The organism is Streptomyces sp. NPDC048258 (assembly GCF_043201995.1).
Taxonomy (GTDB): Bacteria; Actinomycetota; Actinomycetes; order Streptomycetales; family Streptomycetaceae; genus Streptomyces.
Window position 1 is genome coordinate 408,005 of sequence record NZ_JBICZH010000001.1, and the last position, 22,935, is coordinate 430,939.

The following is a 22,935-nucleotide window of genomic DNA, read 5'->3' on the forward strand; positions in this document are numbered from 1 at the left end:
GGAAGCGCGGGGGCCTGTTTCGTTATGAATCGGCCGCTCGGGGGCTCTTACGCACCAGGCGGAGGGCCCCTAGTCTGATCACTGCTCGATGGTTACTCGCCAGTTACAAGCCTAGAGTCACCGCCCCCAATGACAGGCCCTGCCGCGTGGTCCGGAGGACGTCCGTGAGCGATACACAGACCTTGATCGAGAACCGCCCGCCCACTGTGGCGGCCCTCTTCCTTGAGCGTGTCTCGGCCACGCCGGATGCCGAGGCCTATCGGTACCCGGTGCCGGCGGCCGACGGCACCGGCGGCCCCGACGACTGGAAGTCGCTCAGCTGGGGCCAGGCGGCCGAGCGGGTCTTCTCCATCGCCGCCGGGCTGATCGATCTCGGCCTCCAGCCGGAGCAGCGGGTCGCGCTCGCCTCCAACACCCGCGTCGAGTGGATCCTGTCCGACCTCGGTGTGATGTGCGCGGGCGGCGCGGTCACCACCGTCTACCCCAGCACCAACGCGGACGAGTCGGCGTTCATCCTCTCGGACTCCGAGAGCCGGGTGCTCATCGCCGAGGACGGCAAGCAGCTGGCGAAGGCCCGCGAGCGCCGCGCCGACCTGCCGAACCTCGCCCACGTGGTGGTCCTGGAGGCCGCCGACGCGATCGCCGAGGACGGCGACCCCGAGGGCTGGGTGCTCTCCCTCGCCGATCTGGAGAAGCGCGGCGCGGAGTACCTCGCCAAGCACCCCGAGGCCGTCAAGGAGCGGATCGGCGCCATCACCGCCGACCAGCTGGCCACTCTCATCTACACCTCCGGCACCACCGGCCGCCCCAAGGGCGTCCGGCTGCCGCACGACAACTGGTCGTACATGGCCAAGGCCACCGTGGCCACCGGCATGATCCACTCGGACGACGTCCAGTACCTGTGGCTGCCGCTGGCCCACGTCTTCGGCAAGGTGCTGACCTCCGGCCAGATCGAGGTCGGGCACGTGACCGCCGTCGACGGCCGGATCGACAAGATCATCGAGAACCTGCCGATCGTGCAGCCGACGTACATGGCGGCCGTCCCGCGCATCTTCGAGAAGGTCTACAACGGCGTGGCCGCCAAGGCGCGGGCCGGCGGCGGAGCCAAGTACAAGATCTTCCAGTGGTCGGTCGGCGTCGCCCGGGAGTACGCCAAGGTCACCCAGGACAACTTCCGCCGCACCGGCCAGGCGACCGCCCCCTTCGGCCTCTCCACCAAGCACAAGATCGCCGACGCGCTCGTCTACTCCAAGCTCCGCGACGCCTTCGGCGGCAAGCTGCGCGCCGCCGTCTCCGGCGCCTCCGCCCTGGCGCCCGACATCGGCTACTTCTTCTCCGGCGCCGGCATCCACATCCTGGAGGGCTACGGCCTCACCGAGTCCAGCGCGGCCTCCTTCGTCAACCCGGGCGAGGCCTACCGCACCGGCACCGTCGGCAAGCCGCTCCCCGGCACCGAGGTCCGCATCGCCGACGACGGCGAGGTGCTGCTGCGCGGTCCCGGCATCATGCAGGGCTACCACCAGCAGCCGGAGAAGACCGCCGAGGTCCTGGAGTCCGACGGCTGGCTGCACACGGGAGACATCGGCGAGCTGTCGCCCGACGGCTACCTGCGCATCACCGACCGCAAGAAGGACCTGATCAAGACCTCGAACGGCAAGTACGTCGCCCCGGCGGAGGTCGAGGGCCAGTTCAAGGCGATCTGCCCGTACGTGTCGACCATCGTCGTACACGGCGCCGACCGGAACTTCTGCACGGCCCTGATCGCGCTCGACGAGCCGTCCATCCTCACGTGGGCGGCCGAGAACGGGCTGGAGGGCAAGACGTACGCGCAGGTGCTCGCCGCGCCGGAGACCGTCCGGCTGATCGAGACGTACGTCCAGACCCTGAACGAGGGCCTGCAGAAGTGGCAGACGGTCAAGAAGTTCCGGCTGCTGCCGCGCGACCTCGACGTCGAGCACGGTGACCTGACGCCCAGCCTCAAGCTGAAGCGACCGGTCGTCGAGCGTGAGTTCAAGCACCTGATCGACGAGATGTACGAGGGCGCCCGCGAGGCCTGACGCCTGCCGCGGGCCCTGCGGGGCGGGGCGGCAGACCGCCCCGCGAACCCCGCCCCGCCCGGGCGGGTCCGGGCGGCGGGCCCTGTCGAGCTGTCGTTCCCTGCGGGCCGCTTCCTGGGGCTCCGCCCCGGACCCTCCCCCAGACTCCGTCCGGGGGGACCCCCGCGCCTCAAACGCCGGCGAGGCTGGATTTTGCGCGGGCGGGCGGGGCGGCGAGGTGCGGGACAATGGGTGCATGCCTTCCGCACTGCCCGACGGTGAACCCATGCCCGAAGACGGCTCGCTGCCGTCGCACGCCCTGGCGGGCGCCGGCGAGCGGCCGCTCGGCTTCTACCTGCACGTTCCGTACTGCGCCACGCGCTGCGGGTACTGCGACTTCAACACCTACACGGCCACCGAGCTGCGGGGTACCGGCGGCGTGCTCGCCTCCCGGGAGAACTACGCCGACACCCTGATCGACGAGGTCCGCCTCGCCCGCAAGGTGCTGGGCGACGACCGCCGGGCCGTCCGCACCGTCTTCGTGGGCGGAGGCACCCCGACGCTGCTGCCCGCCGGGGACCTCGTACGGATGCTCGCGGCGATCCGGGACGAGTTCGGTCTGGCCGAGGACGCGGAGATCACCACGGAGGCCAATCCGGAGTCGGTGAATCCGGAGTACCTCGCCGAGCTGAGGGCCGGCGGATTCAACCGGATCTCCTTCGGCATGCAGAGCGCCAAGCAGCACGTCCTGAAGGTCCTCGACCGCACGCACACGCCCGGGCGCCCCGAGGCGTGCGTCGCGGAGGCACGGGCGGCGGGCTTCGAGCACGTCAACCTCGACCTGATCTACGGGACGCCCGGGGAGTCCGACGACGACTGGCGGGCGTCCCTCTCCGCCGCGCTCGGAGCCGGGCCGGACCACGTCTCGGCGTACGCGCTGATCGTGGAGGAGGGCACCCAGCTGGCGCGGCGGATCCGCCGGGGCGAGGTCCCGATGACGGACGACGACGTCCACGCGGGCCGGTACCTGATCGCGGACTCGGTGATGGCCGAGGCCGGGTACTCCTGGTACGAGGTCTCGAACTGGGCCACCTCGGAGGCCGGCCGGTGCCTGCACAACGAGCTGTACTGGCGCGGCGCCGACTGGTGGGGCGCGGGACCCGGCGCCCACTCGCACGTGGGCGGGGTGCGGTGGTGGAACGTCAAGCACCCGGGCGCGTATGCCGCGGCGCTGGCGGAGGGCCGGTCGCCGGGGGCGGGGCGCGAGCTGCTGTCCGAGGAGGACCGGCGGGTGGAGCGGATCCTGCTGGAACTGCGGCTGGTGGACGGCGTCCCGCTGTCCCTGCTGGCGCCGGCCGGGCTGGCGGCCTCGCGACGCGCCCTCGCGGACGGACTGCTGGAGCCGGGGCCGTACGAGGCGGGCCGCGCCGTGCTCACCCTGCGGGGACGGCTGCTGGCCGACGCCGTGGTCCGGGACCTGGTCGACTAGCTCCTGTCCGGGCGGTCGGACGCGAGCCCGCGTCCGCCCGGGGCGGCGATCCGCACCACAGCGACCTAAAATGGATATAAAGGTAAGCAAGGTGCGTCCGGCGGCTTCGAGGTGCCCCTACGGGCCGTCCGGCTGGCCCGGGAGGCGTGATGACCGTACCGTCCAACGCGTCACCGCTGCACACACAGAGCGACCCCGAAGACGTCCTCAAGCAGCTCGGAGGCTCGTGGCACTGGGCACTCGGCTTCGCCCTCGCGACCCTGATCCCGGGCATCCTGGTGCTCGTCTGGCCCGACGAGACGCTGCACATCCTGGCCGTGATCATCGGCCTGCAGCTCCTGGTGGCGGGTGGCTTCCGGTTCGTGACGGCCTTCTCGCACAGCACGGACGAGGGTGGCAGCCGACTGGCGGGCGTCCTGATCGCCGTGCTGGCGTTCCTGGCGGGCGTCCTCGTACTGCGGCATCCGATGCAGACGATCGGCGCGCTGTCCCTGATCGTCGGGGTGTTCTGGTTGCTGACCGGAGTGCTCACGGCGTACGTCGCGATCGCCGACCGCACGCTCGTGCACCGCGGCCTGACCTTCGGCCTGGGCGCCCTCGGCGCCGTCGCCGGAATCGTCGTGCTCTGCTTCCCGGTGGACTCCGCGGTCGCCCTGACACGGCTGCTGGGACTGTGGCTCGTCCTGCTCGGCGTGTTCGAACTGGTGATGGCCTTCGCGCTGCGATCCGCCCTCCGCCGGGCTCCCGTCCCGCCCCCGGGGTGAGCGCCGGGCGTTGACGGACCCGCGGAGGGTCAGGCCGTGACGTGGTCGATGAGGTGTTCCACCGCGCCCAGCAGGGTCGGCTCCAGATCGCGGTACGAGGTCACCCTCGACAGGATGTGCTGCCAGGCGGCCCCCGTGTTCTCCGGCCAGCCCAGGGACCGGCAGACGCCCGTCTTCCAGTCCTGGCCCCGGGGGACGGCCGGCCACGCGGGGATGCCCAGCGCGGACGGCTTCACCGCCTGCCACACGTCCACGTACGGGTGGCCCACGATCAGCACGTCCGGCGAGGTCACCGACGCCGCGATACGGGACTCCTTCGAGCCCGGCACCAGGTGGTCCACCAGGATCCCCAGCCGGGCGTCCGGGGCCGGGCCGAACTCCGCCACGACGGCCGGGAGGTCGTCGATGCCCTCCAGGTACTCCACCACCACGCCCTCGATCCGCAGGTCGTCACCCCAGACCCGCTCCACCAGCTCGGCGTCGTGCCGGCCCTCGACGTAGATCCGGCCCGCCCGCGCCACCCGCGCCCGCGCGCCCGGGACGGCGATCGACCCGGACGCGGTGCGCGCCGGAGCCGCCGGGGCGCGCGACGGGCGGACCAGGGTGACGACCGCCCCCTCCAGCAGGAACCCGCGCGGCTCCATCGGGAACACCCGCCGCTTGCCGAAGCGGTCCTCCAGGGTCACCGTGCCCGCCTCGCAGGCCACCACCGCGCCGCAGAAGTCCGTACCGGCCACCTCGACCACCAGATCGGGTTCCGCCGGCACCTCGGGCACGGCCTTGGGGCGCTTCCACTGCGGGGTCAGGTCGGGGGAGTACTCGCGCATCCGGCCGACAGTAGGAGAGCCGCGGCCGTCATGCCTCCGACACGCCGAAACGGGCGGCCAGTGTGGCGCGTTGCGCACGGACGAAGCCGGCGGAGACCACCGCTCCGTGACCCGGCACGTACAGCGCGTCGTCCCCGCCCAGCGACAGCAGCCGGTCCAGGGCCGCCGGCCACTGCGCCGGCACGGCGTCGTCGCCCGCCTGCGGTTCGCCCGACTCCTCGACCAGGTCCCCGCAGAAGACCGTCTCGCGCTCGCCGGGCACGAACACGGCCAGGTCGTGCCGGCTGTGCCCGGGGCCCACGTTCGCCAGCAGTACCTGCACCCCGCCCAGTTCCAGCGTCCACTCGCCCGACACCGGGTGCTGCGGCAGCACCAGCCGGTCCACGGCTTCCGCCGCCTCCGCCTCCGCCAGTCCGTGCCGTACGGCGGACTCGCGCAGCTCGTCGCGGCCCGTGGCGAGCAGCGCGTCCAGTCCGACCGCCCCGAACACCTCGGCCCCGGAGAAGGCGGCCCCGCCCAGTACGTGATCGAAATGGCCGTGCGTGAATGCGATATGGGTCACTCGCCGACCGGTCAGCCGCTCCGCCTCGGCCCGCACCCGCGCGCCCTCCCGCAGGCACGAACCGGGGTCGACGAGGAGGACGGATTCGTCCCCCACCACCAGTCCCACCGTGCAGTCCCACACCGGCAGCCGCTGCCGGCCGGTCCGCCCGGTCAGCCGTTCCCAGCCCGCCTCTTCCCAACGCACGTCCATGCCGCGACGCTACCCTGGCGGGCCTCCCTTGCCAGGGTCTTACTACCCGGCCGTACACTGAGCGGGGGATCTCTGGCACTCGAACGCCCGGAGTGCCAACGACCGAGTTCCGACAAACATGGCAACGGACCACAGCTGGAGGTGTGCGCGATGCTCAGCGGACGCAGACTCGAAGTGCTGCGCGCCATCGTCCAGGACTACGTCGGGACGGAGGAGCCGGTCGGCTCCAAGGCGCTCACCGAGCGGCACCGGCTCGGCGTCTCGCCCGCCACCGTGCGCAACGACATGGCCGTGCTGGAGGACGAGGGCTACATCGCCCAGCCCCACACCAGCGCCGGCCGGATCCCCACGGACAAGGGATACCGGCTCTTCGTCGACAAGCTGGCGGGGGTCAAGCCGCTGTCGTCGCCGGAGCGCCGGGCCATCCAGAACTTCCTCGACGGCGCCGTCGACCTCGACGACGTGGTCGGCCGGACGGTGCGGCTGCTCGCGCAGCTCACCCGTCAGGTCGCGGTCGTCCAGTACCCCTCGCTGACGCGCTCCACCGTGCGCCACGTCGAGCTGCTGTCGCTGGCCCCGGCCCGGCTGATGCTCGTACTGATCACCGACACGGGCCGCGTCGAGCAGCGGCTCATCGACTGCGCGAGCCCCTTCGGCGAGACCTCGCTCGCGGATCTGCGGGCCCGGCTCAACAGCAGGGTCGTCGGCCGCCGGTTCACCGATGTGCCCCCGCTCGTCCAGGACCTCCCCGAATCCTTCGAGGCCGAGGACCGCGGCACGGTCTCCACCGTGCTGGCGACGCTCCTCGAAACCCTGGTCGAGGAAGCCGAGGAACGGTTGATGATCGGCGGTACCGCCAATCTCACCCGCTTCGGACACGATTTTCCCCTGACGATCAGGCCGGTGCTCGAAGCGCTGGAGGAGCAGGTCGTGCTCCTCAAGCTGCTGGGCGAGGCCAACGAGTCGGGAATGGCCGTACGGATCGGGCATGAGAATGCCTACGAGGGACTGAACTCCACGTCCGTCGTCTCGGTCGGTTACGGTTCGGGCGGCGAAACTGTCGCCAAACTCGGCGTGGTCGGACCGACCCGCATGGACTACCCCGGAACGATGGGAGCGGTACGCGCAGTGGCACGTTACGTCGGACAGATCCTGGCGGAGTCGTAAGTGGCCACGGACTACTACGCCGTTCTCGGCGTGCGCCGCGACGCATCGCAGGACGAGATCAAGAAGGCCTTCCGGCGCCTCGCGCGTGAACTCCACCCGGATGTGAATCCGGACCCGAAGACGCAGGAGCGCTTCAAGGAGATCAACGCGGCTTACGAGGTGCTCTCGGACCCGCAGAAGAAGCAGGTCTACGACCTCGGCGGCGACCCGCTGTCCTCCTCGGGCGGCGGCGGTGGCGCGGGCGGATTCGGGGCGGGCGGCTTCGGCAACTTCTCCGACATCATGGACGCCTTCTTCGGCCAGGCCTCGCAGCGCGGCCCGCGCTCGCGGACCCGGCGAGGCCAGGACGCCATGATCCGCCTGGACCTGGAGCTGGACGAGGCGGCCTTCGGGACCACCAAGGACATCCAGGTCGACACGGCCATCGTCTGCACCACCTGCTCCGGTGAGGGCGCCGCTCCCGGCACCTCCGCGCAGACGTGCGACATGTGCCGCGGCCGCGGTGAGGTCTCGCAGGTCACCCGGTCCTTCCTGGGCCAGGTCATGACCTCGCGCCCCTGCCCGCAGTGCCAGGGCTTCGGCACCGTGGTCCCGACCCCGTGCCCCGAGTGCGCGGGCGACGGCCGGGTCCGCTCCCGCCGCAGTCTCACGGTCAAGATCCCGGCCGGCGTCGAGAACGGCACCCGCATCCAGCTCGCGGGCGAGGGCGAGGTCGGCCCCGGCGGCGGCCCCGCCGGCGACCTGTACGTGGAGATCCACGAGCTGCCGCACCCGACCTTCCAGCGGCGCGGGGACGACCTGCACTGCACGGTCACCATCCCGATGACGGCGGCCGCGCTGGGCACCAAGTGCCCGCTGGAGACGCTGGACGGCCTGGAGGAGATCGACATCCGGCCCGGCACCCAGTCCGGCCAGGCGATCCCGCTGCACGGGCGCGGTGTCACCCACCTGCGCGGTGGCGGGCGCGGCGACCTGATCGTGCACGTCGAGGTCACCACTCCGAGCAAGCTGGACCCGCAGCAGGAGGACCTGCTGCGGCAGCTGGCGAAGCTGCGCGGCGAGGAGCGGCCGACCGGCCAGTTCGCCCCGGGGCAGCAGGGTCTGTTCAGCCGGCTGAAGGACGCCTTCAACGGCCGCTGACCGCCCGCGACCTCATCGACGAGCCCGGCCCGGGGACGCCCCCGGCCGGGCTCGCCGCCTTCCCGCGGGGCCGCTTCCCGGCCATGCCAGGAAGCGGACTATGCCAGGCGAATGCCGTGATTCGGTCCCCTGAGCGGGACATGGCACGATGCAGTCCATGTCCACCGCACCGAACGGTCTCTCCCCCTACCCGATCGTGCAGGCACCCATGGCGGGCGGAGCCTCCTGTCCGCCGCTCGTCGCGGCCGTGTGCGAGGCGGGCGGGCTGGGCTTCCTGGCCGGTGGCTACAAGACCGCCGACGGCATGTACCAGGAGATCAAGCAGGTACGCGCCCTCACCCGGCGCCCGTTCGGCGTGAACCTCTTCATGCCGCAGACCGGTTACGTGGACCCGGCCGCCGTCGAGGCGTACCGCGGGCAGCTGGCCGGCGAGGCGAGCTGGTACGAGATCTCGCTCGCCGACGAGGACATCATCGGCACCTGTGACGACGGCTATGACGCGAAGCTCGCCATTCTGCGGGAGGACCCGGTTCCGGTCGTCTCCTTCACCTTCGGCTGCCCCGCCCCGGCGGTCCTCGCCTCCCTTCGCAAGGCCCGTACGTACACCGTCGTCACCGTGACCTCGGTCGAGGAGGCCCGCGCCGCGCAGGAGGCCGGGGCCGACGCCGTCTGCGTGCAGGGGGTGGAGGCCGGCGGCCACCAGGGCACCTTCCGGGACGACCCGCAGGCCGACGGCACGGCGGCGGTGGGCCTGCTCGCGCTGGTGGCGCAGGTACGGGAGGCCGTGGCGCTCCCGATCATCGCGGCGGGCGGCCTGATGCGGGGCTCGCAGATCGCCGCGCTGCTGGCGGCGGGCGCGGAGGCGGCCCAGCTCGGGACGGCCTTCCTGGCCTGTCCGGAGTCGGGGGCGGACCCGCTGCACAAGAAGGCCCTGACCGACCCGCTGTTCGTCCGGACCGAGCTGACCCGGGCCTTCTCCGGGCGGCCGGCCAGGGGTCTGGTGAACCGGTTCATGCGCGAGCACGGACCGTACGCCCCCGCCGCCTACCCGCAGGTCCACCACCTGACCTCGGGGCTGCGCAAGGCGGCCGCGGCGGCCGGGGACCCGCAGGGCATGGCCCTGTGGGCGGGCCAGGGGCACCGGCTGGCGCGGACGCTGCCGGCCGGGGAGCTGGTGGAGGTGCTGGCGGCCGAACTGGCCGAGGCACAGTGCACGTTGAAGGCAAGGCAGATGAGGAGTGCGTCATGACCGCCCCGGTGTTCGTGGTCGAAGAGGTCCCGGCGGGACCGGAGTTCGTCCTGGACGGCCCTGAGGGCCGGCACGCGGTGTCCGTGAAGCGGCTGAACCCGGGCGAGGCGGTGGTCCTCACGGACGGCCGGGGCGGCTGGGCGGAGGCGGTCGTGAAGGCCGCGGAAGGCAAGGACCGCCTGGTCCTGGCGGTGTCCTCGGCCGGGCTGGAAGCCGAACCGGAGGTCCGCATCACGGTGGTGCAGGCCCTGCCCAAGGGGGACCGCGGCGAGCTGGCCGTGGAGACCATGACCGAGACGGGCGTGGACGCGATCGTGCCGTGGCAGGCCTCGCGCTGCATCACGCAGTGGCGCGGCGACCGCGGGGCCAAGTCCCTGGCCAAGTGGCGGGCCACGGCCCGGGAGGCGGGCAAGCAGTCCCGCCGGGTCCGCTTCCCGGAGGTGTCCGAGGCCATGTCCACCAAGCAGGTGGCGGCACTGCTGGCCGGCGCCGACCTGGCGATGGTCCTCCACGAGGACCGCGACGCCCCTTCCGAGGCGCTGGCCTCCGCCGAGCTCCCGGCGGCCGGGTCCATCGTGCTGGTCGTCGGCCCCGAGGGCGGGGTCTCCCCGGAGGAGCTGGCCGTCTTCGCCGGGGCGGGCGCCCGCCCCTACCGCCTGGGCCGCTCCGTCCTGCGGACCTCCACGGCCGGCACCGCCGCGACGGCGGTCCTGCTCGCCCGCACGGGGCGCTGGGCCTAGGTTCTGTCGCCCGGACAGGGCCTAGTAGTGCTCTGTCGGGTCTGGGCTTCGGCCCCCGGCGCCCTCACTCGGCGGCGCCGGGCTATGCCCGCGACCTGCGGCTGAGGGCGTCGGCCCGCCGCTGCCAAAGCGCCAGCCCCGTCGCATCGCCCCTGGTCAGCGGAACCCGACAAAGCACTACTAGCCGTTGGCGTCGATCGCTCCGGGGATACGATGCCCGGAGCGATCAACGACACGGAGGCGAAGCGATGGCCGGGGAACCGCAGGCCGACTGCCTGTTCTGCAAGATCGTCGCTGGGAACATCCCGGCGACCGTGGTCCGGGAGACCGAGACGACCGTCGCGTTCCGGGACATCAACCCGCAGGCGCCCACGCACGTGCTGGTCATCCCGCGCGTCCACTACCCCGACGCCGCCGCACTGGCCGCGGCCGAGCCGGTCATCGCCGCCGACATACTGCGCGAGGCCGGGCGGATCGCCGCCGAGGAGAAGATCGACGACCACGGCTACCGGGTCGTGTTCAACACGGGCTCCGGCGCCGGCCAGACCGTCTTCCACGCACACGCGCACGTCCTCGGAGGCCGCGGCCTCCAGTGGCCCCCCGGATAGACCGTGTCCGTACGCGAGTTCGTGGTGCTGGGCACCGCCAGTCAGGTGCCCACGCGTCACCGCAACCACAACGGCTACCTGCTGCGCTGGGACGGCGAGGGCATCCTCTTCGACCCGGGCGAGGGCACCCAGCGCCAGATGCTGCGGGCCGGGGTGGCCGCGCACGACATCAACCGGATCTGCGTCACCCACTTCCACGGCGACCACAGCCTCGGCCTCGCCGGGGTGATCCAGCGGATCAACCTCGACCGGGTCCCGCACGCCGTGACCGCGCACTACCCGGCCTCGGGGCAGAAGTTCTTCGACCGGCTGCGGTACGCCACGGCCTACCGGGAGACCGTCCTGATCGACGAGGAGCCGGTGGCCGGGGACGGGACGCTGACGCTGGCGCGCGGGGCCTCGTACGTCCTGGAGGCGCGGCGGCTCTCGCACCCGGTGGAGTCCTTCGGCTACCGGATCACCGAGCCCGACGGACGCCGTATGGTGCCGGAGCTGCTCGCGCGGCACGGGATCAAGGGGCCGGACGTGGGCCGGATCCAGCGTGAGGGGCGGCTGGGCGGGGTCACGCTGGAGGAGGTCAGCGAGCCGAAGCCCGGGCAGCGGTTCGCGTTCGTCATGGACACCCGGCTGTGCGAGGGCGTGGCCGAGCTCGCCGAGGGCTGCGACATGCTGGTCATCGAGTCGACGTTCCTCGACGAGGACGCGCAACTGGCCGCCGACCACGGGCACCTCACCGCCGGGCAGGCGGCGCGGGCGGCGCGGGACGGGGGCGTGCGGCACCTTGTGCTGACGCACTTCTCGCAGCGGTACACGGACCCGTCCGCGTTCGAACGGCAGGCCCGCGAGGCCGGGTTCGAGGGTGAGCTCACGGTGGCGGCGGACCTGGTGCGGGTGCCGCTGCCCAAGCGGGGCTGAACGGGGGGTCTGGCGCCGCTGCTGGGGCTCCGCCCCAGACCCCACGCCTCAAACGCCGGCGGGGCTGGAAATGCCGCTGCGCGGCACTCCAGCACCCGCTTCATCCAGCCCCGCCGGCGTGTGAGGCGCGGGTCCGGGCAGAGCCCGGGGAACGGCTCCGCGCAGCGGCTGGACGCGGGTGCGGGAGCGTCGGGGGGCCGGGGAGAGCAGGAGGACGCGGCGCGGGAGGCGGCGGAGGGGGATCTCCGTGATCTCCAGCTCCGCCGCACCGACCCGCGGCACCGCGCCGGACGGCGCCCCCGCGCCGGCCGCCAGGACCGCCGCCGGGGCCCCGCCACGGCGGCGTACCGAGCCGGCCGTCAGCGGGCGGCCACCGGCGTGCAGCGCGACCGCGGTCATCGGCCCCGCCACGGCCAGCAGCAGCGCGCCCAGTACCAGGCCCATGCCCGGGAAGCCCGCGCCCTCGGCGAGCAGGCTGCCGGTGACCGGCCCGCAGGCCACGCCCAGTGAGGACGCTGACCCGGTCAGCACCGCCCAGCGGCCGCGCGGGTCCAGCGCCGCCGCGAGGCCGATGGCGTAGGAGAGGACCACCGGGTAGGCCGCGTTCCAGAGGATCTCGCCCGCCGCGAAGGTGGCGAGGCTGTGCGCCGAGGACGAGACCACCACGCAGCAGGCGATGACGGCGGTGCCCGCGCCGATCGGCACGGCCCTGCCCAGGCGGGCGCCGAGCGCGGAGGCGGCGGTGACCCCGAGCAGGCCCGCCCCGAGCGCCGCGGCGAAGACGACCCCCAGGGTGACCTCCGAGAGGCCCGCCTGCTGGGCGCCGATCCGGCCGCTGACCCCCCACAGGGCGTTCTGCGCGAGGGACCACAGCATCAGGCCGCCCGCCAGGACCGCCCCGGCGCGCGGATACGGCAGCCGGCCCGCGGGGATCCCGGTGACGGCGGCGCCGGTGGGCCCGCCCAGACGGCCCGTGGCCGGCCAGGCCACCGCCGCGACCAGCGCGATCGCGGCGAACGGCAGACCGTGGCCGCCCCCGAGCCACGGCAGCGTCAGGTACAGCGCGCCCGCGGTCGCCGACACCGACAGCAGCCCGAGGGCGGAGGTGCGGTGCGGGTCCCGCTGCCCGGCGATCCCGGCGGCGGCCACGGCCGTCGCGGTGCCGGAGCCGAAGCCGCCGACGACCGCGCCCGCGACGACCAGGGGGAGGTGCGGGGTCGCGGCCGCCGTGCCGTAGCCCAGGACGGCGAGCAGCAGTCCCAGCCGGGCCGGCGGGCGGGGCCCGTGGCGCGGGATGCGGGAGGCCAGGGTGAAACCGGCCGCGGCGGACCCGAGCAGCAGGGCCGAGCCGATCAGACCGGCCTGCGCGGGGCTCAGCGGGAGATGGGCGTCGAGCCGTCCGACGAGGGTCGGCAGCAGGTACGGGGCGACGTAGCCGGCGGTGAAGAGGGCCGTCAGGGGCCAGGCGGCGGGCGGCGCGGAGGCGCGGTGGAGCACGTGCGTTCCAGGTGGTGCGTGGGGATGCCGGAGGCGCCGCGGAGAGAGCGGGGGCCCATGTCTATCAAGCGGCGGGAGTTGAAGATAAGGGCCCTTGGGTGGTGATCTGCGCCACACTGGGTTTTGACCCCGCCCGGGGCGGGAATAGCTGGCAGCTTTCCCTTGAAAACCCTCGTGCAGAAACGACCCTTCAAGAACAACGGGGAGTACACCGTGACCAGTCGGGACAGAGACGACAGCCGCGCAGCAGCAGTGGACCCGCTCGGTCCGCTGCGTGACCCCCAGGAACCGGGCTGCGACGTCTTCCTGACCGGAACGGTCTTCCTCGACATCATCTTCACCGGCCTCGACTCGGCCCCCGTGCGCGGTACGGAGTCCTGGGCGCGCGGCATGGGCTCCAGCCCCGGCGGCGTCGCCAACATGGCCACCGCCCTCGCCCGCCTCGGCCTGCGCACCTCGCTCGCCGCGGCCTTCGGCGACGACCACTACGGGGAGTACTGCTGGGACGCCCTCGAACAGGGCGAGGGAATCGACCTCTCCATGTCGCGGACCATCCCCGGCTGGCACAGCCCCGTCACCGTCTCGATGGCGTACGAGGGCGAGCGCACGATGGTCTCGCACGGCCACGAGGCGCCTCCGCCGGCGGGCCCCGGGCCCTTCCCGCAGTGCCCGCCGCTGGCCCGGGCGGCCGTGGCCTCGCTGGGGCCCGGCCGGGGCGAGCAGTGGATCGGCGAGGCGGCGCGGCTCGGCTCGCGGGTCTTCGCGGACGTGGGCTGGGACGAGAGCGGCCGCTGGGACCTGGGCGCCCTGGCCGACCTGGAGCACTGCGAGGCCTTCCTGCCGAACGCGGGCGAGGCCATGCGGTACACACGGACCGACTGTCCGCGCGCGGCGGCCAGGGCGCTGGCCGAGAAGGTGCCGATCGCCGTCGTGACGATGGGCGCGGAGGGCTCGTACGCGGTGGACGGGCATACGGGGGAGACGGCTCACGTCCCGGGGATCGCGGTGGACGAGCTGGACCCGACCGGGGCGGGCGACGTGTACGTGGCGGGCTTCGTCACCGGCACGCTGGCCGGCTGGCCGCTGGCGGACCGGCTGGCCTTCGCCGGGCTGACGGCGGCCCTGTCGGTGCAGGAGTTCGGCGGCTCCCTGTCGGCCCCCGGCTGGCCGGAGGTGGCCCACTGGTGGCGGGCCGCCCCGGACGGGCTGCGCGGCCGGTACGGCTTCCTGGACGACCTGATCCCGCCCGGCTCGACCCCGGCGGCGCGGCGCAGGGCGGTGCCGACGATCGGCTTCCGGCACTCCGCGTAGCCGGCCGGGTCCGGCGCGGAAAACCTCTCGGGGAAGGCCCGGCGGCGACGTAGGCTTGGTAGTCCGGAGGTCGTCGATCGGCGCGGCCCCTCAGCGGGAGGTATGCGCAGGCCACAGTGCCGGCCCATGACTCAGACACCCACAGCCCAGATCCCAGCGCCGGGCCAGGCGCGAGCCCACTTCACCGTTCCGGCGACGCACCCGATGGTGACGGTGCTCGGCTCGGGTGACGCCCTGTTGCGCGTGATCGAGAAGGCCTTCCCGAAGGCCGACATCCACGTGCGGGGCAATCAGGTCAGCGCTGTCGGGAACGCGGCGGAAGTCGCCCTGATCCAGCGCCTGTTCGACGAGATGATGCTGGTGCTCCGCACCGGGCAGCCGATGACGGAGGACGCAGTGGAACGCTCGATCGCCATGCTCCGGGCCAATGGAACCGGCGTGGAAGGAGGGGAGGAGACGCCCGCCGAGGTGCTCACCCAGAACATCCTCTCCAGCCGCGGCCGCACCATCCGGCCCAAGACCCTCAACCAGAAGCGGTACGTCGACGCGATCGACAAGCACACGATCGTCTTCGGCATCGGCCCCGCCGGTACCGGCAAGACCTACCTCGCCATGGCCAAGGCGGTCCAGGCGCTGCAGTCCAAGCAGGTCAGCCGGATCATCCTGACCCGGCCGGCCGTCGAGGCGGGGGAGCGGCTCGGCTTCCTGCCGGGCACGCTCTTCGACAAGATCGACCCGTACCTGCGTCCGCTCTACGACGCGCTGCACGACATGCTCGACCCGGACTCGATCCCCCGGCTGATGGCCGCCGGGACCATCGAGGTGGCGCCCCTCGCCTACATGCGCGGACGCACCCTGAACGAGGCGTTCGTCGTCCTCGACGAGGCGCAGAACACCACTCCGGAACAGATGAAGATGTTCCTGACCCGGCTCGGTTTCGACTCGAAGATCGTCATCACCGGTGACATCACCCAGGTCGACCTGCTGCCGGGCGGCACCAGGAGCGGTCTGCGCCAGGTGCAGTCGATCCTCGAAGGGGTCCCGGACATCCACTTCTCGCGGCTCACGTCCGAGGATGTCGTCCGGCACAAGCTGGTCGGCCGTATCGTCGACGCGTACGAGAAGTACGAGGACGGCCAGGACGGCCGGAACGGCCAACACGGGAAGTAGAACTCAGCGCACCATGTCGATCGACGTCAACAACGAGTCCGGAACCGAGGTCGACGAGCGGGCGATCCTCGACATCGCCCGCTACGCGCTCACCCGGATGCGGATCCACCCGCTCTCGGAGCTCTCCGTCATCGTCATCGACGAGGACGCGATGGAGCAGCTCCACATCCAGTGGATGGACCTGCCCGGACCCACCGACGTCATGTCCTTCCCGATGGACGAGCTCCGTCCGCCGGCGAAGGACGACGAGGAGCCCCCGCAGGGGCTCCTCGGCGACATCGTGCTCTGCCCCGAGGTCGCCAAGAGGCAGGGCGAGGAAGCCCCGACGCAGCACTCCATGGACGAGGAGCTCCAGCTCCTGACCGTCCACGGGGTGCTGCACCTGCTCGGCTACGACCACGAGGAGCCGGACGAGAAGGCCGAGATGTTCGGCCTCCAGGCGGCCATCGTCGACGGCTGGCGCACCGAGCGCGGGATGACCGGCCCGTCCCCGGCGCCGACCGTCTCGTGACCGCCCCCCAACTGATCACCGGCGCCGTCCTGCTGGTGGTGGTGGCCTGGTTCGCGGCGTGCGCCGAGTCCGGGATCGCCCGCATCTCCAGCTTCCGCGCCGAGCAGGCCGTACGGGAGGGCCGGCGCGGCAGCGAGAAGCTCGCCCAGGTGGCCGGGGACCCCACCCGCTACCTCAACGTGGCGCTGCTGGTCCGGGTCACCTGCGAGATGGCGGCGGGGGTGCTCGTCACCTACGTCTGCCTCGACGAGTTCGGCGAGAACTGGACCGCGCTGCTCGTGGCCATCGCCGTGATGGTGCTGGTCTCCTTCGTCGCGGTCGGGGTGTCCCCGCGTACGATCGGCCGCCAGCACCCCCTGAACACCGCGACGGCGGCCGCGTACGTCCTCGTACCGCTCGCCCGGGTGATGGGCCCGATCCCGCAGCTGCTGATCCTCATCGGCAACGCGCTCACGCCCGGGAAGGGCTTCCGCAAGGGGCCGTTCGCCTCCGAGGCCGAGCTGCGCGCGATGGTCGACCTCGCGGAGAAGGAATCGCTGATCGAGGACGACGAGCGCCGGATGGTGCACCAGGTCTTCGAGCTCGGCGACACCCTGGTGCGCGAGGTCATGGTGCCGCGCACCGACCTGATCTGCATCGAGCGGTACAAGACGATCCGTCAGTCGACGACGCTCGCGCTGCGGTCCGGCTTCTCGCGCATCCCGGTGACCGGGGAGAACGAGGACGACATCGTCGGGATCGTCTACCTGAAGGACCTGGTCCGCAAGACCCACATCAGCCGCGAGGCGGAGTCCGACCTGGTCTCCACGGTCATGCGGCCGGCCGTCTTCGTGCCGGACACCAAGAACGCGGGCGATCTGCTGCGGGAGATGCAGCAGGTGCGCAACCACGTGGCCGTGGTCATCGACGAGTACGGCGGCACGGCCGGCATCGTCACGATCGAGGACATCCTGGAGGAGATCGTCGGTGAGATCACCGACGAGTACGACCGGGAGCTCCCGCCGGTCGAGGACCTCGGCGAGGACCGCTACCGGGTCACGGCGCGCCTGGACATCACCGACCTCGGCGAGCTGTTCAAGGTCGAGGCCTTCGACGACGAGGACGTGGAGACGGTCGGCGGACTGCTGGCGAAGGCGCTGGGCCGGGTGCCGATCGCGGGCGCCTCGGCGTTGGTGGAGCTGCCGGACGGGCGGCCGCTGCGGCTGACGGCCGAGTCCCCGGCCGGGCGGCGGAACAAGATCGTGACGGTGCTGGTGGAACCGGTCGCCGCGGCCGAGACCGTGGGCGAGGAGGGGGAATGACCCCGGCGCAGCTGCGGGAGTTCTGCCTGGGCTTCAACGCGGCGGTGGAGGAGTTCCCCTTCACTCCGGAGACCTCGGTGTTCAAGGTGCTGGGCAAGGTGTTCGCGCTCACGGCGCTGGACGCCGAGCCGCTGAAGGTCAACCTCAAGTGCGAGCCGGAGCTGGCGGTGCGGCTGCGCGAGGAGCACGCGGCGGTAGTGCCGGGTTTTCACATGAACAAGCGGCACTGGAACACGGTGACCGTGGGCGGCCCGGGCGCGCTGCCGGACGAGATGGTCCGGGAGCTGGTGGAGGACTCGTACGACCTGGTGGTCGCGGGACTGCCGAAGGCGGAACGGCTGCGGCTCGACCGGCCCTGACCGCGGGGTCGTTGCGCGGCCCTGCCGGGACGCTCCCTATGCTTTCGACCATGACCGACAGCACCGGGATCGACCCCGAGGACAGCAAGATCATCACGCTGGCGCGCAGCGCCCGGGCCCGCAACGGCGTGCCCGAGGGGGCGGCGGTGCGGGACGAGACGGGCCGCACCTACGTCGCCGGGACGGTGGAGCTCGACTCCCTGAAGCTGAGCGCGCTGCAGACCGCGGTCGCGATGGCGGTGGCGAGCGGGGCCCGGTCCCTGGAGGCCGCCGCCGTCGTCAGCGCCTCCGACGCCCCAGCCGAGGCCGACCGGGCCGCCGTACGGGACCTGGGCGGCCCGGACACCCCGGTGCTGCTGGCCGCCCCGGACGGCACCCTGAAGTCCACGACCCCGGCGGGCTGACCGGCGGTCCTACGCTCCGGCGGGGACGGCCGTCCCCGCCGTCTCGGCCGTCCCGGCCGTGTCAGCCGTCGCCGCCGGAGCGGGACGACGCCGGATCACCATCGACATCAGCGCGGCCATCGCGCACAGCGCGCCCGAGGCGTACCAGACGACGTCGTACGAGCCGAACACGTCCCGCGCCAGGCCGCCCAGGAAGGCGACGACCGCCGCGCCCACCTGGTGCGAGGCCAGGACCCAGCCGAAGACGATCGCGCTGTCGTCCCCGTACTGCTCACGGCACAGGGCGATCGTCGGCGGGACGGTCGCGACCCAGTCCAGGCCGTAGAAGACGATGAAGAAGACCATCGGCGGGTGGACCGACGGGGCCAGCAGCATCGGCAGGAAGAGCAGCGAGATCCCCCGCAGGGCGTAGTAGACCGCCAGCAGCCGCCGCGCCTCGAAGCGGTCCGTGAACCAGCCGGACGCCACCGTGCCGACCACGTCGAACACGCCGATCACCGCCAGCAGCCCGGCCGCCGCCGTCACCGGCATGCCGTGGTCGTGGGCCGCCGGCACGAAGTGGGTCCTGACCAGGCCGTTCGTGGAGGCGCCGCAGATCGCGAAGGTGCCCGCGAGCAGCCAGAAGGAGCCGGTCCGGGCCGCCTTGAACAGGACGGTGACCGCCCGGCGGGCGGCTCCCGGCACCGGGGCGGGCTTCTGCGCGTACGTGCCCCCGTACGGGGCCAGGCCCACGTCCGCCGGGTGGTCGCGCAGCAGCAGCCACACGAACGGGACCACGCACAGGGATGTGAGGGAGACGGTCACCGTCGCCGGGCGCCAGCCGTGGTGCTCCACCAGCCAGGACAGCAGCGGCAGGAAGACCAGCTGGCCGGAGGCCCCGGCCGCCGTCAGGATCCCGGTGACCAGGCCTCGCCGGGCCGTGAACCACCGGTTGGTCACCGTCGCCGCGAAGGCCAGCGCCATCGAGCCGCTGCCCAGGCCCATCACCACGCCCCAGAACAGCACCAGCTGCCAGGAGGCGGTCATCCACACCGTGGCGGCCGAGCCGCCGGCGATGACCGTCAGCGCGCACGCGACGACCTTGCGGATGCCGAAGCGGTCCATCAGCGCGGCCGCGAAGGGTGCGGTCAGCCCGTACAGCGCGAGGTTCACGGAGACGGCGAGGCCGATCGTGCCGCGCGACCAGTCGAACTCCTCGTGAAGCGGCTCGATGAGCAGTCCGGGAAGGGAGGAGAAGCCGGCCGCGCCGATGATCGTCACGAAGGAGACGGCCGCGACGAACCAGGCGCGGTGGATGCGTCCGGGGTGCGGCGGGGCCTGCCGGGAGGTCGTGGAGGTGGGGGCTGTCTGCGTCACGCCGACAGCTTCCGGCCCGCGGGCCCCCGTACGACAGTGGCCTGACTGTCACCCTTCGATATGATCGGGCCATGGAGCCACACGCCCCGACCCACCGCGTCGTCGTCCTCGCACTCGCCGGGCTGCTGCCCTTCGAGCTCGGCATCCCGCACCGGATCTTCGGGCGCGCCAAGGACCCGGCCGGGCGGCCGCTCTACGAGACCCTGACCTGCGGGCTCGCCCCCGGACCGGTGCCCACGGACGCCGACTTCGCGATCCACGTCGAGCACGGCCCGGAGTTGCTGGCCACCGCGGACACCGTGGTGGTGCCGGCCTCCTACGAGCTGGGGCCGATCTACGAGCACGGCCGGCTGAGCGCGGAACTCGCCGCGGCCCTCGGGTACATCCGGCCCGGCACACGGCTCGTCTCCATCTGCACCGGCGGCTACGTCCTGGCCGCCGCGGGCTACCTGGACGGCCGCCGGGCCACCACCCACTGGGCCTCCGCCGACCACTTCCAGCAGCTGTTCCCGGCCGTCCGGGTCGACCCCGGCGTGCTCTACACCGACGACGGGGACGTGCTGACCTCCGCCGGCGTCGCCGCCGGGATCGACCTCTGCCTGTACATCGTGCGCCGCGACCACGGCGCGGCCGTCGCCAACGACGTGGCCCGGAAGACCGTCGTACCGCCCCACCGGGACGGCGGGCAGGCGCAGTTCATCGAGCGCCCGGTGCCCGAGCCGCAGCTCGCCAGCACCACGGCGGCCCGCGCGTGGGTGATGGACCGGCTGCACGAACCGCTGCGCCTGACCGACCTGGCGCGGAAGGAGGCCGTGTCGGTGCGGACCTTCACGCGCCGCTTCCGGGAGGAGTCGGGCGTCAGCCCCGGCCAGTGGATCGTGGCGCAGCGGGTGGAGCGGGCCCGACGGCTGCTGGAGGAGACGGAGCTGCCGATGGAACAGGTGGCGCGGGAGGCGGGCTTCGGGACGGCGCAGTCGCTGCGCAAGCACGTGCAGGCGGCGCTGGGGGTGAGCCCGACGGCCTACCGGCGGACCTTCCGCGCGGCCGCCGGCACCGGCACCCTGTCATCTCCTGATGGGCCATCAGTTGATGCCGGGCCCGTGCATTGACTTCTCCCGCCGCCCGCTCGTGAATGGCCCCCTGTCGGGGCGACGGAACCCAGGGGGCGGGCAGTGCGAACAGGCGCGCGCAGCAGGAGATGGTCGGCAGCCGTCGGCATGGCCGTGCTCGCGGCGGCGGCCGGCGGCGCGCTGAGCGCACCGGCCGCGGCCGACGGGGAGACGCCCCCGGGCCAGGTCCGGGGCCAGGTCCCGGGGCAGGTGGACTTCCCGACCCACTGCCTGCCGCCCCAGGAGGCCGGACTCCCGCCCGCCGACGGGCCGACCACCGCCCGGATCACCGTCGACAACCCGGCTCCGCAGGTCGGCGACACCGTCACCGTGACCTACCAGGTGCTCGCCACGCCGGCCGCGGCAGGCGCCGAACTCCCCGCCGGCGCGCTGACCGTGACCGGCCGGATCCTGCTGGCGGGCGCCCAGAGCGGCGAGGTCACCGTGGTCGGCGACCGGCGCGACGACCCCGTCCCGGCGGGCGCGGCCCTGCCCGCCGTCACCATGACCGGCACCTTCACCGTCACCGCGCCCGGCGAGACCACCCTGGCCCCCGGCGGCTACACCCTGCACACCAGCCACCCGATGGACCTCGACACCGTGTGCACGGCCGCCGCGGCGCCCGTCTCCGGACGCCTCACCGCGACCCCGCTGCCCCTGGCCAACCTGCGCAGCGTCTTCCTCGCCGCGGCCTCCGGCGGACCGGGCGCCAAGGTCAAGGTCACCGCCGCCGGTTTCCCTCCGGGCGCGGCCGTGACGGTGGCCGGGCGGGCGGGCGCCGCCGAGACCGCCGACCGGGTCGCCGCCACCGCCGACGAGCACGGCGTGGCCCTGGCCGAGCTGCCGGTCACCGACAAGGCCACCACCGCGGTCGTCGCCTACGAGGGCACGGCCTGGTCGGCGAGCCAGGGCTCGGGCCCGGCCGCGTACACCGTCATTGACGCCACCCCGCCGCCGCCCGGCACCCAGAAGATCACCGCCACCGTGGAGCCCGGGGCCCTCGGCATGACCCAGGCGGGCGAGGCCGTCACCCTGGGCGCGGTGCCCTACGGCGACGGCGGCGCCGCCCCCGGCCGGATCGGCACCGTCACCGTCAAGGACGCCCGTGGCGGCCCGGCCGGCTGGTCCCTGATCGGCAAGGTCACCGACTTCACCGGACCGGGCGGACTCCGCATCCCGGGCGGCTCCCTCTCCTGGACCCCGACGTGCGCCGCCGCGGCGGGCAGCCCCAGTCCCTGTACGGCGGGCAGCGCGGGTTCGGTCGGCCCGGACGGGGCGGTGCTGGCCTCCACCCCCGACGGCCCGCTGGTCGGCGGCACGTTCACGGTCGACGCCGCGGTCACCCTCCGGGTGCCCCCGTACACCCCGCCGGGGGCGTACACGGCGGTCCTGACGCTGACCCTGTCGTGACGACGGTGCGGGTGCCGCTGCGCGGGGCCTTCCCCCACCCCGCCCCTTCCCGAAACCGGGGCTCCGCCCCAGACCCCGCGCCTCAAACGCCGGCGAGGCTGGATGTGGCTCGCGTCTGGGGCGGAGCCCCAGGAAACGGGAAGGGGCGGGGTGGGCAACGGCCCCGCGCAGCGGCTGCCCGGATCCGGCGGGCGCTGCCGGTCGTGGGGGCCGTGCTGGCCGCCGTCTGGCTCGCGCCCGCAGGGACGGCCGCGGCGGCCGACAACGGGCAGTGGTCCGTGCTGCCCGCCGCCAACGCCCTGGGACAGCGGCCGTACTTCTATCTGGCCGCCGCCCCCGGCCAGGCCGCCGCCGACACCGTGACCGTCACCAACCGCTCCGACCGCCCCCGCACCTTCCGGCTCTACGCCGCCGACGCCTACAACACCGCCCGGGACGGCGGCTTCGCGCTCCGCGGCCCCGACGAGCCGCGCCTGGCCACGGCCGCCTGGGTCAGGCTCGACCGGGAGCGGGTCACCGTACCGGCCGGGGCGTCCGTCAGCGTCGCCTTCACCCTCGCCGTCCCCGACCGGGCGGAACCCGGAGACCACCCCGGCGCCATCGTGGCCCTGGAGGACCGGCCCGCCGCCACCACGGCCCAGGGGATCGGCGTGCGGCAGGCCGTCGCCGCCCGCCTGTACCTGCGGGTGACCGGCCCCACCGCTCCGGCCCTCGCCGTCCGGGACGTCTCCGTCCGCCGTCGCGGTGCCGACGCCGGCGCGGTGGTCTCGTACACGCTCCACAACCTCGGCAACGTCACCCTCCGCCCCCGCGCCGCC

21 protein-coding genes and 1 pseudogene are annotated in these 22,935 nt (G+C 73.2%); 18 read left to right on the plus strand and 4 right to left on the minus strand.

Features of this window, described 5'->3' with window-relative positions:
• Positions 1 to 164 precede the first annotated feature (164 nt).
• The 3 genes from ACGFYQ_RS01940 (at position 165) to ACGFYQ_RS01950 (ending at position 4,289) form a co-directional block, all read left to right on the plus strand.
• Entirely contained in the window at positions 165 to 2,057 is a 1,893-nt protein-coding gene (locus ACGFYQ_RS01940; protein ID WP_393738884.1) for an AMP-dependent synthetase/ligase, read from the plus strand.
• Positions 2,058 to 2,292: 235 nt separating this feature from the next.
• Positions 2,293 to 3,525, plus strand: a complete 1,233-nt coding sequence (gene hemW / locus ACGFYQ_RS01945; RefSeq protein WP_393738886.1) for a radical SAM family heme chaperone HemW — start codon at positions 2,293 to 2,295, stop codon at positions 3,523 to 3,525.
• Positions 3,526 to 3,674: 149 nt separating this feature from the next.
• Positions 3,675 to 4,289 carry an HdeD family acid-resistance protein gene (locus ACGFYQ_RS01950; protein ID WP_393738888.1) on the plus strand — a complete coding sequence of 205 codons (615 nt, stop codon included), beginning with the start codon at positions 3,675 to 3,677 and terminating at the stop codon, positions 4,287 to 4,289.
• A gap of 29 nt (positions 4,290 to 4,318) precedes the next feature.
• On the opposite strand, the gene ACGFYQ_RS01955 is transcribed toward ACGFYQ_RS01950, so the two are convergent.
• The gene (locus ACGFYQ_RS01955; protein ID WP_393738890.1) at positions 4,319 to 5,116 is read right to left on the minus strand and encodes a DUF3097 domain-containing protein; all 798 of its coding nucleotides are present in this window, start codon (positions 5,114 to 5,116) and stop codon (positions 4,319 to 4,321) included.
• A gap of 28 nt (positions 5,117 to 5,144) precedes the next feature.
• Entirely contained in the window at positions 5,145 to 5,870 is a 726-nt protein-coding gene (locus tag ACGFYQ_RS01960) for an MBL fold metallo-hydrolase (RefSeq protein ID WP_393738892.1), read from the minus strand.
• A gap of 150 nt (positions 5,871 to 6,020) precedes the next feature.
• Between ACGFYQ_RS01960 and hrcA the strand changes: the two genes are divergently transcribed.
• From hrcA to ACGFYQ_RS01990, 6 genes are all read left to right on the plus strand, one after another.
• Positions 6,021 to 7,037, plus strand: coding sequence for a heat-inducible transcriptional repressor HrcA (gene hrcA, locus ACGFYQ_RS01965; protein ID WP_393738894.1), 1,017 nt, complete (start codon positions 6,021 to 6,023; stop codon positions 7,035 to 7,037).
• Positions 7,038 to 8,177, plus strand: a complete 1,140-nt coding sequence (dnaJ, locus tag ACGFYQ_RS01970; protein ID WP_393738896.1) for a molecular chaperone DnaJ — start codon at positions 7,038 to 7,040, stop codon at positions 8,175 to 8,177.
• Positions 8,178 to 8,334: 157 nt separating this feature from the next.
• Complete coding sequence (locus ACGFYQ_RS01975; protein WP_393738898.1) at positions 8,335 to 9,426, plus strand: nitronate monooxygenase; 1,092 nt, start codon at positions 8,335 to 8,337, stop codon at positions 9,424 to 9,426.
• On the plus strand, positions 9,423 to 10,166 hold the full coding sequence (locus ACGFYQ_RS01980; protein WP_393738900.1) for a 16S rRNA (uracil(1498)-N(3))-methyltransferase: 744 nt from the start codon (positions 9,423 to 9,425) through the stop codon (positions 10,164 to 10,166). The genes ACGFYQ_RS01975 and ACGFYQ_RS01980 overlap by 4 nt, the downstream gene beginning before the upstream one ends.
• Positions 10,167 to 10,414: 248 nt before the next feature.
• Positions 10,415 to 10,774, plus strand: coding sequence for a histidine triad nucleotide-binding protein (locus tag ACGFYQ_RS01985; RefSeq protein WP_393738902.1), 360 nt, complete (start codon positions 10,415 to 10,417; stop codon positions 10,772 to 10,774).
• Between the two features lie 3 nt (positions 10,775 to 10,777).
• Positions 10,778 to 11,689: a ribonuclease Z gene (locus tag ACGFYQ_RS01990; RefSeq protein ID WP_393738904.1), complete on the plus strand. Its 912-nt coding sequence runs from the start codon at positions 10,778 to 10,780 to the stop codon at positions 11,687 to 11,689.
• 48 nt (positions 11,690 to 11,737) lie between these two features.
• Here the strand turns inward: ACGFYQ_RS01990 and ACGFYQ_RS01995 are convergent, their stop codons facing one another.
• Entirely contained in the window at positions 11,738 to 13,186 is a 1,449-nt protein-coding gene (locus ACGFYQ_RS01995) for an MFS transporter (protein WP_393738906.1), read from the minus strand.
• A gap of 213 nt (positions 13,187 to 13,399) precedes the next feature.
• On the opposite strand from ACGFYQ_RS01995, the gene ACGFYQ_RS02000 reads away from it, so the two are divergent.
• The 6 genes from ACGFYQ_RS02000 to ACGFYQ_RS02025 all read left to right on the plus strand — a co-directional run bounded on the left by ACGFYQ_RS02000 (position 13,400) and on the right by ACGFYQ_RS02025 (position 18,242).
• Entirely contained in the window at positions 13,400 to 14,497 is a 1,098-nt protein-coding gene (locus ACGFYQ_RS02000) for a carbohydrate kinase family protein (protein WP_393738908.1), read from the plus strand.
• Positions 14,498 to 14,623: 126 nt separating this feature from the next.
• Positions 14,624 to 15,667 (plus strand): PhoH family protein, encoded by a 1,044-nt coding sequence (locus tag ACGFYQ_RS02005; protein WP_393738910.1) that lies wholly within the window; start codon positions 14,624 to 14,626, stop codon positions 15,665 to 15,667.
• Positions 15,668 to 15,680: 13 nt separating this feature from the next.
• A complete protein-coding gene (ybeY, locus tag ACGFYQ_RS02010) occupies positions 15,681 to 16,178 on the plus strand; it encodes an rRNA maturation RNase YbeY (protein WP_393738912.1) in 498 nt (165 codons plus the stop codon).
• Entirely contained in the window at positions 16,175 to 17,479 is a 1,305-nt protein-coding gene (locus tag ACGFYQ_RS02015; protein WP_393738914.1) for a hemolysin family protein, read from the plus strand. Before ybeY ends, ACGFYQ_RS02015 begins: the two co-directional genes overlap by 4 nt.
• Complete coding sequence (locus ACGFYQ_RS02020; protein WP_393738916.1) at positions 17,476 to 17,838, plus strand: MmcQ/YjbR family DNA-binding protein; 363 nt, start codon at positions 17,476 to 17,478, stop codon at positions 17,836 to 17,838. The genes ACGFYQ_RS02015 and ACGFYQ_RS02020 overlap by 4 nt, the downstream gene beginning before the upstream one ends.
• A 50-nt stretch (positions 17,839 to 17,888) precedes the next feature.
• Complete coding sequence (locus ACGFYQ_RS02025) at positions 17,889 to 18,242, plus strand: cytidine deaminase (protein WP_393738918.1); 354 nt, start codon at positions 17,889 to 17,891, stop codon at positions 18,240 to 18,242.
• A gap of 9 nt (positions 18,243 to 18,251) precedes the next feature.
• Here the strand turns inward: ACGFYQ_RS02025 and ACGFYQ_RS02030 are convergent, their stop codons facing one another.
• The gene (locus ACGFYQ_RS02030) at positions 18,252 to 19,598 is read right to left on the minus strand and encodes an MFS transporter (protein ID WP_393738920.1); all 1,347 of its coding nucleotides are present in this window, start codon (positions 19,596 to 19,598) and stop codon (positions 18,252 to 18,254) included.
• A 71-nt stretch (positions 19,599 to 19,669) separates the two neighbouring features.
• Between ACGFYQ_RS02030 and ACGFYQ_RS02035 the strand changes: the two genes are divergently transcribed.
• The 3 genes and pseudogenes from ACGFYQ_RS02035 to ACGFYQ_RS02045 all read left to right on the plus strand — a co-directional run.
• On the plus strand, positions 19,670 to 20,707 hold the full coding sequence (locus ACGFYQ_RS02035; RefSeq protein ID WP_393738922.1) for a GlxA family transcriptional regulator: 1,038 nt from the start codon (positions 19,670 to 19,672) through the stop codon (positions 20,705 to 20,707).
• A 108-nt stretch (positions 20,708 to 20,815) separates the two neighbouring features.
• Positions 20,816 to 22,117 carry a beta-xylosidase gene (locus ACGFYQ_RS02040; RefSeq protein ID WP_393739699.1) on the plus strand — a complete coding sequence of 434 codons (1,302 nt, stop codon included), beginning with the start codon at positions 20,816 to 20,818 and terminating at the stop codon, positions 22,115 to 22,117.
• 278 nt (positions 22,118 to 22,395) lie between these two features.
• Positions 22,396 to 22,707, plus strand: a pseudogene (locus ACGFYQ_RS02045) (WxL protein peptidoglycan domain-containing protein); the annotation flags it as partial.
• Positions 22,708 to 22,935: the final 228 nt, after the last annotated feature.

What these genes read in the sequence shown, in the direction of transcription:
- hemW (WP_393738886.1), top strand. Translation starts at nt 2,293, where the DNA reads ATGCCTTCCGCACTGCCCGACGGTGAACCCATGCCCGAAGACGGCTCG.
- ACGFYQ_RS01950 (WP_393738888.1), top strand. Translation starts at nt 3,675, where the DNA reads ATGACCGTACCGTCCAACGCGTCACCGCTGCACACACAGAGCGACCCC.
- ACGFYQ_RS01955 (WP_393738890.1), bottom strand. Translation starts at nt 5,116, where the DNA reads ATGCGCGAGTACTCCCCCGACCTGACCCCGCAGTGGAAGCGCCCCAAG.
- ACGFYQ_RS01960 (WP_393738892.1), bottom strand. Translation starts at nt 5,870, where the DNA reads ATGGACGTGCGTTGGGAAGAGGCGGGCTGGGAACGGCTGACCGGGCGG.
- hrcA (WP_393738894.1), top strand. Translation starts at nt 6,021, where the DNA reads ATGCTCAGCGGACGCAGACTCGAAGTGCTGCGCGCCATCGTCCAGGAC.
- ACGFYQ_RS01975 (WP_393738898.1), top strand. Translation starts at nt 8,335, where the DNA reads ATGTCCACCGCACCGAACGGTCTCTCCCCCTACCCGATCGTGCAGGCA.
- ACGFYQ_RS01980 (WP_393738900.1), top strand. Translation starts at nt 9,423, where the DNA reads ATGACCGCCCCGGTGTTCGTGGTCGAAGAGGTCCCGGCGGGACCGGAG.
- ACGFYQ_RS01985 (WP_393738902.1), top strand. Translation starts at nt 10,415, where the DNA reads ATGGCCGGGGAACCGCAGGCCGACTGCCTGTTCTGCAAGATCGTCGCT.
- ACGFYQ_RS02005 (WP_393738910.1), top strand. Translation starts at nt 14,624, where the DNA reads ATGACTCAGACACCCACAGCCCAGATCCCAGCGCCGGGCCAGGCGCGA.
- ybeY (WP_393738912.1), top strand. Translation starts at nt 15,681, where the DNA reads ATGTCGATCGACGTCAACAACGAGTCCGGAACCGAGGTCGACGAGCGG.
- ACGFYQ_RS02020 (WP_393738916.1), top strand. Translation starts at nt 17,476, where the DNA reads ATGACCCCGGCGCAGCTGCGGGAGTTCTGCCTGGGCTTCAACGCGGCG.
- ACGFYQ_RS02025 (WP_393738918.1), top strand. Translation starts at nt 17,889, where the DNA reads ATGACCGACAGCACCGGGATCGACCCCGAGGACAGCAAGATCATCACG.
- ACGFYQ_RS02035 (WP_393738922.1), top strand. Translation starts at nt 19,670, where the DNA reads ATGGAGCCACACGCCCCGACCCACCGCGTCGTCGTCCTCGCACTCGCC.
- ACGFYQ_RS02040 (WP_393739699.1), top strand. Translation starts at nt 20,816, where the DNA reads ATGGCCGTGCTCGCGGCGGCGGCCGGCGGCGCGCTGAGCGCACCGGCC.